The following is an 11,935-nucleotide window of genomic DNA, read 5'->3' on the forward strand; positions in this document are numbered from 1 at the left end:
GAACAAGTAAGACTTCTTTGTGGTTACGGCGTAGCATCGCTTACATGTTGAACCTGGAGCGCCTGCGCACCCTCGATGCCCTCGCCCGCCACGGCTCGGTCAGCGGAGCGGCCGACGGGCTCCATGTCACCACCTCCGCCGTCTCCCAGCAGATGGCCAAGCTGGAACGGGAGGTCGGTCAGCCGCTGCTGGCCAAGAGCGGCCGCGGGGTCCGGCTCACGGACGCCGGACGGCTGCTGGCCGATCACGCGGCCCGGATCATCTCCCAGGTGGAGCTCGCCCAGGCCGACGTGGAGGCCCAGCGGGGCTGCGCCGTAGGAGAGCTGCGGATCGGCGCCTTCCCGACCGCCATGCGCGGACTGCTGCCCCGGGCGCTGGCCGCCCTGCGCGCCGGTCACCCCGAACTGCGGCCCCGGGTACGGGAGCAGGAGCCCGAGGACAGCATGGTGGCCGTCGTGCGCGGGGACCTCGACCTGGCCCTGGCCATCGACTGGCACAACAAGCGGATGCCGGTGCCCGCCGAGCTCACGCGGACGCACGTGCTCGACGACTCCTGCGACATCGCCGTGCCGGCCGGCCACCGGCTGGCCGACCGCGACCGGATCTCCCTCTCCGATTTCGCCGCCGACGACTGGATCTCCTCGAACGAGGGCCAGTTCTGCCACGAGTGGCTCGTGTACACCCTGCGCGGCACCGGCATCGAGCCGCGCATCGTGCACATCGCCGAGGAGCACCACACCCAGCTCGCCTTCGTGGAGGCCGGGCTCGGGGTGTGCGTGGCGCCCCGGCTCGGGCGCGGCCCGGTGCCGGCCGGGGTCCGGCTGCTGCCCGTGAGCGACGCCGTCCGCCGCCACGTGTACGTCGTCTGGCGGGCGGACGCCGACCGGCGGCCCTCGATCCGGGCCGCCGTCGAGGCCCTCCGGCAGGCCGCCGCGGCGGTGCTCTAGAGCATCAGCGCTTGCGGAAGTCCCAGGAGACGATCGACTCCGGGGTGAGGCGGATCCACGCGTGGCGGCCGTCGTGCGGCATCTCCTCGAGGCCGAAGTTCTTTGCCGGAAAGAGCCGTTCCGCCTCGGCCAGCTCCGGGCAGGGCTCGCCCGTGCGCGGGGCCTCGCCCACGAAGGCGGCGCTGCCGGAGAGTTCGACCCCGCGCAGTTCGTCGTAGGCCTCTCCCGCGTCCACGACCACCGAGATCCGCGGATCCCCCCGCAGGTCCGACCAGCGGCGGCTGCGCGTGATCGAGTACAGCCACAGCGAGCTGCCGTCCCACGCGAACCACAGGGCACCCACGTGCGGGCGGCCGTCCGGGGAGACGGTCGCCACCCGGCAGGTGCGCTGCTCGCGCAGGAAGGCGTCCACTTCGGCGTCGGTCATCATGATGCGGCGGCCCCGCCGCTGTGTCCCGTCCATCCGTCCCGCACCCCTTCACATCTGACTGTATGTCAGGAATCATGCGGGACCGATGGTCGTCACGCCAGGGGGAGCCATGCCGGAACTCGATCCCGCCACCACCGCGCTGCTCACCGTCGAGTGCCAGAACGGCGTCGTCGGCGACGAGAGCGCCCTGCCCGAGCTCGCGAAGGAGGCCCGGGACTCCGGGATGCTGGGGCGGGTGGCCGCGCTGGTCGACGCCGCACACGGGGCCGGCGTACAGGTGCTGCACGCGATTGCCGAGCGGCGGCCGGACGGGCTGGCGGCCAACGCGAATGCGCGGCTGTTCCGGGCCGCCGCGAAGCTGCCCGTCCGGCAGCTGTCCGGGAGCCGGGCGGTGCAGGTGGCGGCCCCGATCGAGGTGGCCGAAAACGACCTGGTGGTCCGTCGGCTGCACGGGCTCTCGCCGATCGCCGGCACCGATGTGGACGCCCTCCTGCGCAACCTCGGCGTCCGCACCCTCGTCGTCGCCGGGGTCTCCTCGAACATCGCGATCCCGAACACCGTCTTCGACGCCGTCAACCTCGGCTACCGGGTGGTGGTGCCGTCCGACGCCATCGCGGGGGTGCCCGCCGCCTACACCGCCGAGGTGATCCGCAACTCCCTGGCGCTCGTTGCGACCGTCACCACGGCCGAAGCCCTCCTCGCGCAGTGGGCTCCCGCGCACTGCCCCCCGTAACCCGTGCGGATGCTGTCCTAAGTGATCGCGACCCGCTATGCGACGTCACCCGCTACGACGTGCACGCGGTCCGAGCGGGGCCCGGAGCGCGCAGTGGACCGGTTCCGCCAGAGCCACGCGGTTCCCGTCCGGCCGCTTGAGCCCCTGCCGCTCAGGCGCGCGCGCCTCCGGCGGGATCCGGCAGCCAGCGCAGCGTCTCGGCCCGGAACGGCAGCTCGCATTCGAGCTGTGCCAGGACCGCGATCGCACTGCCCACGACCCGGTTGACCAGTACGTACGAGGGCGGCAGGTTGAGGCTGCGCAGCAGAGCGGTGCGGTGGGCCCCGGTGGCCCGGGCGACCTGGGCCCGCAGCCACGCACGGGTGAACTGGTGGATGTCCGCCCTGGACGGATCGGCGATCGGCGAGAGGAACGCGCGCAGTGCGTCCTCGTCGAGGGCGGCGTCGGCCCGCAGGAACCCTTCGTGCACGAGGACCTCGCGGGCGGCGTCCCAGTCGTCGGCGAGGGCCAGCCGCAGGAGCCGGCCCATCGCCGGCGGAAATCCGCCGGGCAGGTGCTTGACCGCGCCGAAGTCGAGCACGCCCAGCCGCCCGTCGGGCAGGACGCGGAAGTTGCCCGGGTGCACGTCGGCGTGCAGGTACCCGGCGCGTTCCGGTCCGGACAACAGGAAGCGCGTGTAGGCGAGTCCGGCCGCATCGCGCTCGGCCCGGCTGCCCTCACGTATCACGCGGGAGAGCGGAGTGCCGTCCAGCCATTCGGTGATCAGTACCCGCGGGGTGAACGCCACCACCTCCGGGACGACGACCTCACGCGTGTCTCGGTAGGCGTCGGCGAAGGCCTGCTGCGCCGCCGCCTCCTGCCGGTAGTCGAGCTCCTCCGCGACCCGCTCCTGTAGCTCGTCGAGCATCGGCCGGACGTCGAGGCCGGGCGCGATGACCGAGCACAGCCGGACGGCCTTGCCCAGCTGCGCGTAGTCGCCCAGCAGCGCTTCCGCCGCGCCCGGATACTGGATCTTGACGGCGACCGGGCGCCCGTCGGCCCAGATGGCCCGGTGGACCTGGCCGATCGAGGCCGCGGCGGCGGGCTCCTCCTCGAAAGTGTCGAACCGCTCGCGCCAGTCCTCGCCGAGTTCCGCGGCCAGTACGGCGGCGACCCGGCCGGCGGGCAGGGCGGGGGCGGCTTCCTGAAGGAGGGTCAGCGCCGCCCGGTAGGGGGCCGCTGCCTCGGGCGGGAGGGCCGCTTCGAAGACCGACAGCATCTGGCCGAACTTCATGGCGCCGCCCTTGAGCTCACCCAGCACGCTGAACAGGTGCTGACCGGTGCGCCGTTGCAGCTCCTGGGCGAGGAGCTCGGCCGGCTGCCCGGCCAGCCGCTTGCCCACCTTGAGCGCCGAGCGCCCGGCGAAGCCCAGGGGCAGGGCGGCGAGCCTGGCGCCGCGCACGAGCGCGGAGCGCGGTATCGACCGGGCGGCCGTCGCCTGGGGGTGGGGGAGATGGTGGCTCATCGGGCGCTCCCGTTCACGGGGACGTGGGGACGGGCGAGGGCGGTGACGGCATTGGCGATCAGGGCGTGACCCGCACCCCCGCCCAACGTCGTGATCGACTCGGGGTGGAACTGCACGGCGGCGACCGGCAGTTCCTCGTGCTCGACGGCCATCACGACGCCGTCGTCGGCCGCCGCGGTGACCCGCAGCCCGGCGGGCAGCGCACCCCGCTGGGCATGCAGGGAGTGGTAGCGGCCCACGGTCATGCGCCGGGGGAGTCCGGTGAACAGCACGCCCGGCTCCGCGCAAGTTTTCTCGCACATGTGGGATCGTTTCCGGTTGGTAAGTTCACTCCTACTCCGGGGTAGTTCTCCACCTGACGTGCAGGTCCGCAATTCGGATGATCATCCGGGAACCGGTTGTCGCAGGGGAACCGATCGGTCGGCCCATACCGGTATCGAACTTCCCGCGCACTCGCGCGCGGCGAAGAATTCGGTTGCCCGGGGCCACCGGTGGGTGGCAGGGCCTGGGGCCGGCCCTTTCGCAGTACCCATTGGGGGCGCACGGTTTTCGCCGATCTGCGGACGTGTTCCGGGCTTTGGGGAATGTCCCGCGCACTGCGAAGGCCCTGCGCGATGTGCGCCGCCGGATCGGGCCCGCGCCGATGCGGCGCCTGTTCGAGGAGCCGGCCGGGCCGCTGGCACGCCCGACATGTACCGGGGTGCGGTTCGGGCCGGTCCGGATGGTCTGACCATGTCGTCGCCGGCGATCTGCTGTCGTCGGACGGGCCGTTTGATCAGAGACACAGCCGGCTCCGCCTGCTGTTCCTCGGGGTTGTCGTAGTTGACTCGCCCCTGGACCAGGGCAGTGGGGAAACGCCGCAGCAGCCCCGTGCCGGACATGGTCGGGCACCGGGATATACCTTGGATTTGAAGATCGGTCGCCGGATAGCCTGGGAAAATGCTCACAGAAGTGATCGCGACCCGCTACGTGACGCCCCTGCGTGAGGGCGGCTCGCTCCCGGGGATCGTCGAGGCCGACGACCTCGGGACCTACGTCATGAAATTCACCGGAGCCGGCCAGGGGCGCAAGACCCTGGTCGCCGAAGTCGTCTGCGGGCGCCTGGCGCAGCGGCTGGGCCTGCGCGTCCCGCGGCTGGTGCAGATGCAGCTCGACCCCGTGATCGGGCTCGGCGAGCCCGACCAGGAGGTCCAGGAGCTGCTGAAGGCCAGCGGCGGGCTCAACCTCGGAATGGACTACCTGCCCGGGTCGATCGGCTTCGATCCGCTCGCGTACCAGGTGGACCCGGCAGAGGCGGGGCGCGTGGTCTGGTTCGACGCGCTGATCAACAACGTCGACCGGTCCTGGCGCAACCCCAACATGCTGGTCTGGCACGGGGATCTCTGGCTCATCGACCACGGCGCCACCATGATCTGGCACCACAACTGGCCCACCGCCGAGAGCGCCGCGGCCAAGCCGTACAACGCCTCCGACCACGTCCTGGCCCCGGTCGGCCCGGACGTCGCGGCGGCCGCCGCCGCGCTCGCACCCCTGGTGACCCGGGAACTGCTCGAGGAGGTCGTCGCCGACGTGCCCGACGAGTGGCTGGTCGACGAGCCCGGATTCGACTCCACCGACGCGGTACGCCGCGCCTATGTGGAGGTGCTGCTGCCGCGCGCGGCCACGATCCACGAGAGGATTTCGACGGTGCCCGAGGTGAAGGCGCCCTCGAAGCCGCCGGGGTGGCTTACCGACCATCTGACCGAATGGCCCCACAAGACCAAGAAGAAGAGCGGCAGCGAGTGACCAAGCGGGACGTGTTCGAGTACGCGCTGGTGCGCGTGGTGCCCCGGATGGAGCGCGGCGAGTGCTTCAACGCCGGCGTGATCGTCTACTGCCGGGCGCGCTCGTACGTGGCCGCGCGCACCCACCTGGACGAGGCCAAGCTCCTCGTCCTGGACCCGGAGGCCGACGTGGCCGGCGTGCGCGCCGCCCTGCACGGGGTCGAGGGCGTGTGCACCGGCGGCGAGCGGGCCGGCCAGGCGGCGGGCGACGACGCGGGCCGCCGGTTCCGCTGGCTGATCGCGCCGCGGAGCACGGTGGTGCAGCCCGGGCCGGTGCACACCGGTCTGACGGCCGACCCGGAGGCCGAGGTGGAACGGCTGCTCGACCTGCTGGTCCGCTGATCCGCAGGGCCGTCCGTACGACGATCCGCACGGCGGTCCCTGCGACCCGGGGGGCCTTGGGACCCTGTGCCGTTGACACCGGGTGCCAGGGCTCCTAGCGTCTCCCCAGCTGAAGCTACTAAGCGGTTGCTCACCGATGGGGAGCCGCTGATGAGGATTCCGAGGGCGAGGAGATCCACCATGTCCACCACCGAGCAGCGCGTCGCGATCGTGACCGGGGCGGCCCGGGGCATCGGCGCGGCCACCGCCGTACGTCTGGCCGCCGAGGGCCGGGCGGTCGCCGTACTCGATCTCGACGAGGCGGCCTGCAAGGACACCGTCGAGGCGATCACGGCGGCCGGCGGGAAGGCCCTGGCCGTCGGCTGCGACGTCTCCGACGCGGCGCAGGTGGAGGCGGCCGTCGAGCGCGTCGCGAGCGTACTGGGCGCCCCGACCATCCTGGTCAACAACGCGGGCGTACTGCGCGACAACCTGCTCTTCAAGATGAGCGAGAACGACTGGGACACCGTCATGAACGTCCACCTGCGCGGTGCGTTCCTGATGTCGAAGGCCTGTCAGAAGTACATGGTGGAGGCCAAGTTCGGCCGTATCGTGAACCTTTCCAGCAGCTCGGCGCTGGGCAACCGCGGCCAGGTCAACTACTCCGCGGCCAAGGCCGGCCTGCAGGGCTTCACCAAGACCCTGGCCATCGAGCTCGGCAAGTTCGGCGTCACCGCCAACGCCGTCGCCCCCGGTTTCATCGTCACGGAGATGACCGCCCAGACGGCCGCGCGCGTGGGCATGGGCTTCGAGGACTTCCAGGCCGCCGCGGCCACCCAGATCCCCGTCCAGCGCGTCGGCCGCCCGGACGACATCGCCAACGCGATCGCCTTCTTCACGGGCGAGGCCGCCGGCTTCGTCTCCGGCCAGGTCATGTACGTGGCCGGCGGCCCGCTCAACTGACGAGAGGAAGGGCGCACGCTCATGTCGAACAGCAGCACGAACGCGGCGGACAGCGGCAAGGTGGCGCTGATCACCGGTGCGAGCCGGGGAATCGGCTACGGCATCGCCGAGGCGCTCGTCGCCCGCGGTGACCGGGTGTGCATCACCGGGCGCAACGAGGACTCCCTCAAGGAGGCCGTCGAGGCGCTCGGCGCGGACCGGGTGATCGGGGTCGCCGGCAAGGCGCACGACGAGGCCCACCAGGCCGTCGCGGTCGAGCGGACGATGGAGGCCTTCGGGCGGGTCGACTTCTTGATCAACAACGCCGGCACCAACCCGGTCTTCGGTCCGATCGCGGACCTGGACCTCGCCATCGCGCGCAAGGTCTTCGAGACCAATGTGATCTCGGCGCTCGGGTTCGCCCAGCGGACGTGGCACGCCTGGCAGAAGGACAACGGTGGTGCGATCGTGAACATCGCGTCCATCGCCGGGGTCTCCGCCTCGCCCTTCATCGGCGCGTACGGGATGAGCAAGGCCGCCATGGTCAACCTCACCCTGCAGCTCGCCCACGAGATGGCTCCCGGGGTGCGCGTGAACGCGATCGCACCCGCGGTGGTCAAGACGAAGTTCGCGCAGGCGCTCTACGAGGGCCGGGAGCAGGAGGCCGCGGCGGCCTATCCCCTCGGCCGGCTCGGGCTCCCGGAGGACATCGGCGGGGCTGCGGCTTTTCTTACATCTGCACAAGCGGAATGGATCACCGGCCAGACTCTCGTCGTTGACGGCGGAATGTTCCTCAATGCCGGAGTGCACTGATCGATAATCGGACGCATTTGCCTCTCACGGGGAGGCAAATGCGTACCTAATACGCACGAAATCGGTCAAGTGTCACATGAAACCTGCCCATTGGATTTGTGAGGCACTGCGGTAGGGTCTGCCGCACCCCTGGCTGATCGAGGAGCGTGCACGTGTTCATCCGGACCAGATGCCTGCAGATCACTGCGGCCCTTGCGTCCATATCCCTGCTCGCCGGATGCGGTCTGCTTTCGGACGACAGCAGTGACGCCGCGAAGAGAATCGTCGTCGGCACGACGAGCGCCCCGAGCACCCTCGATCCCGCCGCCGCCTGGGACGGCTCCTGGGAGCTGTACCGCAACGTCTACCAGACCCTGCTGGCGTTCCCCACGGGCTCCACCAAGCCCCAGCCCGACGCGGCCCAGAACTGCGAGTTCACGGACTCGGGGAACGAGTCGTACCGGTGCACCCTGAAGAAGGGCCTGAAGTTCTCCAACGGGGAAGCACTCGACTCCAAGGCCGTCAAGCACTCGCTCGACCGGATCCGGACGATCAACGCCCAGACCGGTCCGCTGGGCCTCTTCGGCAGCCTGGACAAGATCGAGACCCCGGACGCGCTGACGGTCGTCTTCCACCTGAAGACCCCGGACGCCACCTTCCCCTTCGTCCTCGGCTCGCCGGCCGCCTCGCTGGTCGCGCCCAAGGACTACCCGGCCGACAAGGTGCGGGACGACGGCAAGGTCACCGGCTCCGGCCCGTTCGTGCTCGACTCGTACAAGGAAGGCAGCGAAGCGGTCCTCGGCAAGAACGGGACCTACAACGGCTTCGCGAACCGGCGTAACGACGGGGTGACCATCCGCTACTTCGCGGACTCCACCAAGATGATCGCCGCGCTCAAGAACAAGGAGATCGACGCGACCTACCGCGGTCTGTCGGCCCCCGAGATCAAGGACCTGCAGACCCCCGCATCGCACGCGCTGGGCGTCCAGGTCGTCGAGAACGTCGGCGCCGAGATCCGCTACCTGGTCTTCAACCCCAAGGACCCCCAGGTCGCCAAGCTCCCGGTGCGCCAGGCCATCGCCCAGGTCGTCGACCGCGGCGCGATCGTCTCGAAGGTCTACCAGGGCACCGCCGAACCGCTGTACTCGATGGTCCCCAAGGGGGTCGTGGGCCACAAGACGCCCTTCTACGACAAGTACGGCCAGGCGGACGTCAACAAGGCCAGGAAGATCCTCAAGGACGCCGGGATCACCCAGCCCGTGGAGCTGACCTTCTGGTACACCACCGACCGCTACGGCGCCTCCACCGCCGACGAGTTCACCGAGCTCAAGCGCCAGCTGGACGAGAGCGGCCTCTTCAAGGTCACCCTGCGCGGCCAGCCCTGGAAGGTGTTCCAGGTCGGCTACAAGAACGGCGAGTACCCGGTCTTCGGCCGCGGCTGGTTCCCCGACTTCCCGGACCCGGACAACTTCATCGCGCCGTTCGTCGGCAAGGAGAACGCGGTCGGCACCCCGTACGAGCCCTCCGAGATCCTCACCGACCTGCTGCCCAAGTCCCGCCGCGAGAGCGACCGCGAGGCCGGCGTCCACGAGTTCGAGCAGGCCCAGCAGATCTTCGCCGAGGACGTCCGGCTGCTGCCGCTGTGGCAGGGCAAGCTGTACGTCGCCGCCCGGGAGGACATCGCCGGCGGCGAGCGGGCGCTCGACCCGCAGACCGTCTTCCAGATGTGGGAGCTGTACCGCAAGACCAGCTGGTAGCCCCTGCCGCGGGCGCCCACGGGCGCCCGCGGGTGAGGCGTTGTCAGTGGCCCCCGGTAGGTTCTGGAGCTGTTGCACCAAGCAGTTGCACGAACTTGTACCGGAGGTTGTAGACGTGACCCAGATGCTGCCCGAGTCCTGGCTCCCCGTCCTCGGCGACGAACTGGACCAGCCCTACTTCAAAGAGCTCACCGAGTTCGTCGAGAAGGAGCGGGCGAATGGGCCGGTCTACCCGCCCCGAGAGCAGGTCTTCGCAGCCCTGGAGGCCACTCCCTTCGACAAGGTGAAGGTCCTGGTCCTCGGCCAGGACCCCTACCACGGCGCCGGCCAGGGCCACGGCCTGTGCTTCTCCGTCCAGCCCGGCGTCAAGATCCCGCCCTCGCTGCGCAACATCTACAAGGAGATGCACGCGGAGCTGGGCACGCCCATCCCGGACAACGGGTACCTGATGCCGTGGGCCGAGCAGGGCGTCCTGCTGCTCAACGCGGTGCTCACCGTCCGCGAGGCCGAGCCCAACTCGCACAAGGGCAAGGGCTGGGAGAGGTTCACCGACGCGGTGATCCGCGCGGTGGCCGACCGCCCCGACCCGGCCGTCTTCGTGCTGTGGGGCGCCTACGCCCAGAAGAAGCTCCCGTTGATCGACGAGGAGCGGCACGCGGTGGTCAAGGGCGCCCACCCCTCCCCGCTGTCGGCCAAGAAGTTCTTCGGCTCCCGGCCCTTCACGCAGATCAACGAGGCCGTCGCGGCGCAGGGCCATGAGCCGATCGACTGGCGGATCCCGGACCTGGGCTGACGCCCCACCGCGCCTCGGCGCCATTGCCGGTGCCTCCGGTTAGCGTCGTGACGATCAGACCGGAGCAGGTCTGGCAGAGCAAGCCGGAGGCCGCGGTGACGGAGCAGCAGGAGGCGTCGGAGGACGCCGTCATGACCAGGATCGGCCAAGCCGTCATCCTGCTGCACGCCGGTGACCGGGAGGAGGCCCGCAACCGCCTCGGCGAGATCTGGACCGAGATCGGCGAGGACGGCGACTGCCTCCACCGGTGCACGCTCGCGCACTACATGGCCGACGCCCAGGACGACCCCGCCGACGAACTGGCCTGGGACCTGCGGGCCCTGACCGCCGCCGACGGGCTGGGGAAGGGGCTGCGGGACGGGCTGCCCGCGCAGCACGAGCCGCATCCCGCCGTGCGCGTGTTCTACCCGTCCCTGCACCTCAGCCTGGCCGCCGACTACGTGAAACTCCAGCGGCCCGAGGCGGCGCGGGTGCACCTGGCCCGGGCCCGGGCCGCCACCGGGGCCCTGTCCGACGATGGGTACGGGAACGGCGTGCGGGCCGCCATCGCCCGGCTGGAGCGGCGGCTGGCCGAGGAACCGGGCAGGGGGCCCCGACCGTTCCCGGAGCAGCACCCGTAGCGGTCTCAGTCGCCGTGGACGCCCGCGCAGATACGGGCCTCCGGGCTGTCCGGGTGCCAGCGGCCGTGCCGGCGGCCCAGCGCGCACACGTCGGAGGGCCGGACTGGCAGCTCCTTCACCAGCTCCCGCGGCAATTCCGCGTCCGGCCCCATCGGGTCCGTACGGCCCCCCGTGCCCGCTGAGCGGCCTGCGGCGGGCCGGTGCGGCTCCGGGATGTCCGGCACCGGCGGGACGGCCTGTGAGGGCCCTTCGGCCGCCGGGACCGCCGCGCCCTCAGGAGCAGCGGCGCCGCGGGGCGCGGACGGCCCGCCCGCGACGGAGGCCGCCGGCCGCGCGGAGCGCCCCGGTACGGCCTTCAGCGCCTCCAGGGCGGGCGCCTGGACCGGCACCGGCGCGGCCCCCGGACCGCCGCGCGGATCGTGCTGCGGCGCCGCCCCCGTGGTGCCGGGAGCGGCCGCCGGCTGCATCGGGGCAGGGGTCACATGCACGCAGCCGGAGACGGCCGAGACGGCACAGGCGACTCCGAGCAGCAGCTTCGTCGTGGTTCGGGTTGGATGCACTCGCGCAACTCTGCTGTGCGAGGACCCCGTTGCGAAAACCCGGAGCCGATATTGACCCCGCACGGGTGACGGACATCCGCCGGACACCCGCCCGACACCCGTTCACACCGACGGGCCTCAGTCGCCCGTGGCGCCGTCGATCTGCTCGCGCAGCAGGTCCGCGTGCCCGTTGTGGCGCGCGTACTCCTCGATCATGTGGGTGTAGACCCAGCGCAGGCTGAACGTCTCGCCGCGGTGGTGGCTCCCGGGATCCGACAGCAGATCCAGCGAACGACCCGCCGCGGCCTGCCGCGCCGATTCGACCTCGGTCTGCCAGGTCTGCTCGGCCTCGGCCCAGGTGTCCCCGGGGCCGAAGTGGAAGTCCCCGTCCGGGTCCTCGCGCGTGCAGTACAGCTCGGGGAGGTCCTCGCCCAGCATGATCTCCCGGAACCAGTACCGCTCCACCTCCGCCATGTGCCGTACGAGGCCCAGCAGGCTCAGTTCGGACGGGGCGAGCGCGGCACGGCCGAGCTCCTCGTCCCCGAGCCCCTCGCACTTCCAGGCGAGGGTGGCGCGGTGGTAGTCGAGCCAGCCGTCCAGCATCTCCCGCTCGTTCGCGGTGGTGGAGGGCTCGGTGCGGTGGGATCCGGAGGTGGTGGTCATGGTCGACATCCTCGGCGAACCCGCCCCCCGCCACCAGGGATTAAGCTGCGGAAGTCCCACAAGGATCAACC

14 protein-coding genes are annotated in these 11,935 nt (G+C 71.0%); 9 read left to right on the forward strand and 5 right to left on the reverse strand.

Features of this window, described 5'->3' with window-relative positions; all coding sequences use genetic code 11:
- Positions 1 to 44 precede the first annotated feature (44 nt).
- Positions 45 to 947 carry a LysR family transcriptional regulator gene (locus AB0I68_RS16515; protein ID WP_363177997.1) on the forward strand — a complete coding sequence of 301 codons (903 nt, stop codon included), beginning with the start codon at positions 45 to 47 and terminating at the stop codon, positions 945 to 947.
- 4 nt (positions 948 to 951) lie between these two features.
- Here AB0I68_RS16515 and AB0I68_RS16520 read toward each other — a convergent pair whose 3' ends face one another.
- A complete protein-coding gene (locus AB0I68_RS16520) occupies positions 952 to 1,410 on the reverse strand; it encodes a pyridoxamine 5'-phosphate oxidase family protein (RefSeq protein WP_363177998.1) in 459 nt (152 codons plus the stop codon).
- A gap of 76 nt (positions 1,411 to 1,486) precedes the next feature.
- Here AB0I68_RS16520 and AB0I68_RS16525 point away from each other — a divergent pair, with 76 nt between their 5' ends.
- Positions 1,487 to 2,110 carry a cysteine hydrolase gene (locus AB0I68_RS16525; protein ID WP_363177999.1) on the forward strand — a complete coding sequence of 208 codons (624 nt, stop codon included), beginning with the start codon at positions 1,487 to 1,489 and terminating at the stop codon, positions 2,108 to 2,110.
- Positions 2,111 to 2,261: 151 nt separating this feature from the next.
- Here AB0I68_RS16525 and AB0I68_RS16530 read toward each other — a convergent pair whose 3' ends face one another.
- Together AB0I68_RS16530 and AB0I68_RS16535 are read right to left on the reverse strand one after the other, a co-directional pair.
- Positions 2,262 to 3,614 (reverse strand): AarF/ABC1/UbiB kinase family protein, encoded by a 1,353-nt coding sequence (locus AB0I68_RS16530; protein WP_363178000.1) that lies wholly within the window; start codon positions 3,612 to 3,614, stop codon positions 2,262 to 2,264.
- The gene (locus AB0I68_RS16535; protein ID WP_363178001.1) at positions 3,611 to 3,988 is read right to left on the reverse strand and encodes a gamma-glutamyl-gamma-aminobutyrate hydrolase family protein; all 378 of its coding nucleotides are present in this window, start codon (positions 3,986 to 3,988) and stop codon (positions 3,611 to 3,613) included. The genes AB0I68_RS16530 and AB0I68_RS16535 overlap by 4 nt, the downstream gene beginning before the upstream one ends.
- Before the next feature lie 565 nt (positions 3,989 to 4,553).
- Here AB0I68_RS16535 and AB0I68_RS16540 point away from each other — a divergent pair.
- The 7 genes from AB0I68_RS16540 (at position 4,554) to AB0I68_RS16570 (ending at position 10,662) form a co-directional block, all read left to right on the forward strand.
- The gene (locus tag AB0I68_RS16540; RefSeq protein WP_363178002.1) at positions 4,554 to 5,399 is read left to right on the forward strand and encodes a HipA family kinase; all 846 of its coding nucleotides are present in this window, start codon (positions 4,554 to 4,556) and stop codon (positions 5,397 to 5,399) included.
- Positions 5,396 to 5,779: a DUF3037 domain-containing protein gene (locus AB0I68_RS16545; protein ID WP_363178003.1), complete on the forward strand. Its 384-nt coding sequence runs from the start codon at positions 5,396 to 5,398 to the stop codon at positions 5,777 to 5,779. The genes AB0I68_RS16540 and AB0I68_RS16545 overlap by 4 nt, the downstream gene beginning before the upstream one ends.
- Positions 5,780 to 5,959: 180 nt before the next feature.
- On the forward strand, positions 5,960 to 6,721 hold the full coding sequence (fabG, locus tag AB0I68_RS16550) for a 3-oxoacyl-ACP reductase FabG (protein WP_053688861.1): 762 nt from the start codon (positions 5,960 to 5,962) through the stop codon (positions 6,719 to 6,721).
- A gap of 21 nt (positions 6,722 to 6,742) precedes the next feature.
- Complete coding sequence (locus tag AB0I68_RS16555; protein WP_363178004.1) at positions 6,743 to 7,513, forward strand: SDR family oxidoreductase; 771 nt, start codon at positions 6,743 to 6,745, stop codon at positions 7,511 to 7,513.
- Between the two features lie 152 nt (positions 7,514 to 7,665).
- Complete coding sequence (locus AB0I68_RS16560) at positions 7,666 to 9,249, forward strand: ABC transporter substrate-binding protein (RefSeq protein WP_363178005.1); 1,584 nt, start codon at positions 7,666 to 7,668, stop codon at positions 9,247 to 9,249.
- A gap of 124 nt (positions 9,250 to 9,373) precedes the next feature.
- On the forward strand, positions 9,374 to 10,042 hold the full coding sequence (locus AB0I68_RS16565) for a uracil-DNA glycosylase (RefSeq protein ID WP_363178162.1): 669 nt from the start codon (positions 9,374 to 9,376) through the stop codon (positions 10,040 to 10,042).
- A 95-nt stretch (positions 10,043 to 10,137) separates the two neighbouring features.
- The gene (locus tag AB0I68_RS16570; protein WP_363178163.1) at positions 10,138 to 10,662 is read left to right on the forward strand and encodes a hypothetical protein; all 525 of its coding nucleotides are present in this window, start codon (positions 10,138 to 10,140) and stop codon (positions 10,660 to 10,662) included.
- A 5-nt stretch (positions 10,663 to 10,667) separates the two neighbouring features.
- Here AB0I68_RS16570 and AB0I68_RS16575 read toward each other — a convergent pair whose 3' ends face one another.
- Positions 10,668 to 11,222 (reverse strand): hypothetical protein, encoded by a 555-nt coding sequence (locus tag AB0I68_RS16575; RefSeq protein WP_363178006.1) that lies wholly within the window; start codon positions 11,220 to 11,222, stop codon positions 10,668 to 10,670.
- Positions 11,223 to 11,339: 117 nt separating this feature from the next.
- The gene (locus AB0I68_RS16580; protein WP_363178007.1) at positions 11,340 to 11,864 is read right to left on the reverse strand and encodes a DinB family protein; all 525 of its coding nucleotides are present in this window, start codon (positions 11,862 to 11,864) and stop codon (positions 11,340 to 11,342) included.
- Positions 11,865 to 11,935: the final 71 nt, after the last annotated feature.

This window comes from Streptomyces sp. NPDC050448 (genome assembly GCF_040655295.1).
GTDB lineage: Bacteria > Actinomycetota > Actinomycetes > Streptomycetales > Streptomycetaceae > Streptomyces.

What these genes read in the sequence shown, in the direction of transcription:
- AB0I68_RS16515 (WP_363177997.1), top strand. Translation starts at nt 45, where the DNA reads ATGTTGAACCTGGAGCGCCTGCGCACCCTCGATGCCCTCGCCCGCCAC.
- AB0I68_RS16520 (WP_363177998.1), bottom strand. Translation starts at nt 1,410, where the DNA reads ATGGACGGGACACAGCGGCGGGGCCGCCGCATCATGATGACCGACGCC.
- AB0I68_RS16525 (WP_363177999.1), top strand. Translation starts at nt 1,487, where the DNA reads ATGCCGGAACTCGATCCCGCCACCACCGCGCTGCTCACCGTCGAGTGC.
- AB0I68_RS16530 (WP_363178000.1), bottom strand. Translation starts at nt 3,614, where the DNA reads ATGAGCCACCATCTCCCCCACCCCCAGGCGACGGCCGCCCGGTCGATA.
- AB0I68_RS16540 (WP_363178002.1), top strand. Translation starts at nt 4,554, where the DNA reads ATGCTCACAGAAGTGATCGCGACCCGCTACGTGACGCCCCTGCGTGAG.
- fabG (WP_053688861.1), top strand. Translation starts at nt 5,960, where the DNA reads ATGTCCACCACCGAGCAGCGCGTCGCGATCGTGACCGGGGCGGCCCGG.
- AB0I68_RS16555 (WP_363178004.1), top strand. Translation starts at nt 6,743, where the DNA reads ATGTCGAACAGCAGCACGAACGCGGCGGACAGCGGCAAGGTGGCGCTG.
- AB0I68_RS16565 (WP_363178162.1), top strand. Translation starts at nt 9,374, where the DNA reads ATGCTGCCCGAGTCCTGGCTCCCCGTCCTCGGCGACGAACTGGACCAG.
- AB0I68_RS16580 (WP_363178007.1), bottom strand. Translation starts at nt 11,864, where the DNA reads ATGACCACCACCTCCGGATCCCACCGCACCGAGCCCTCCACCACCGCG.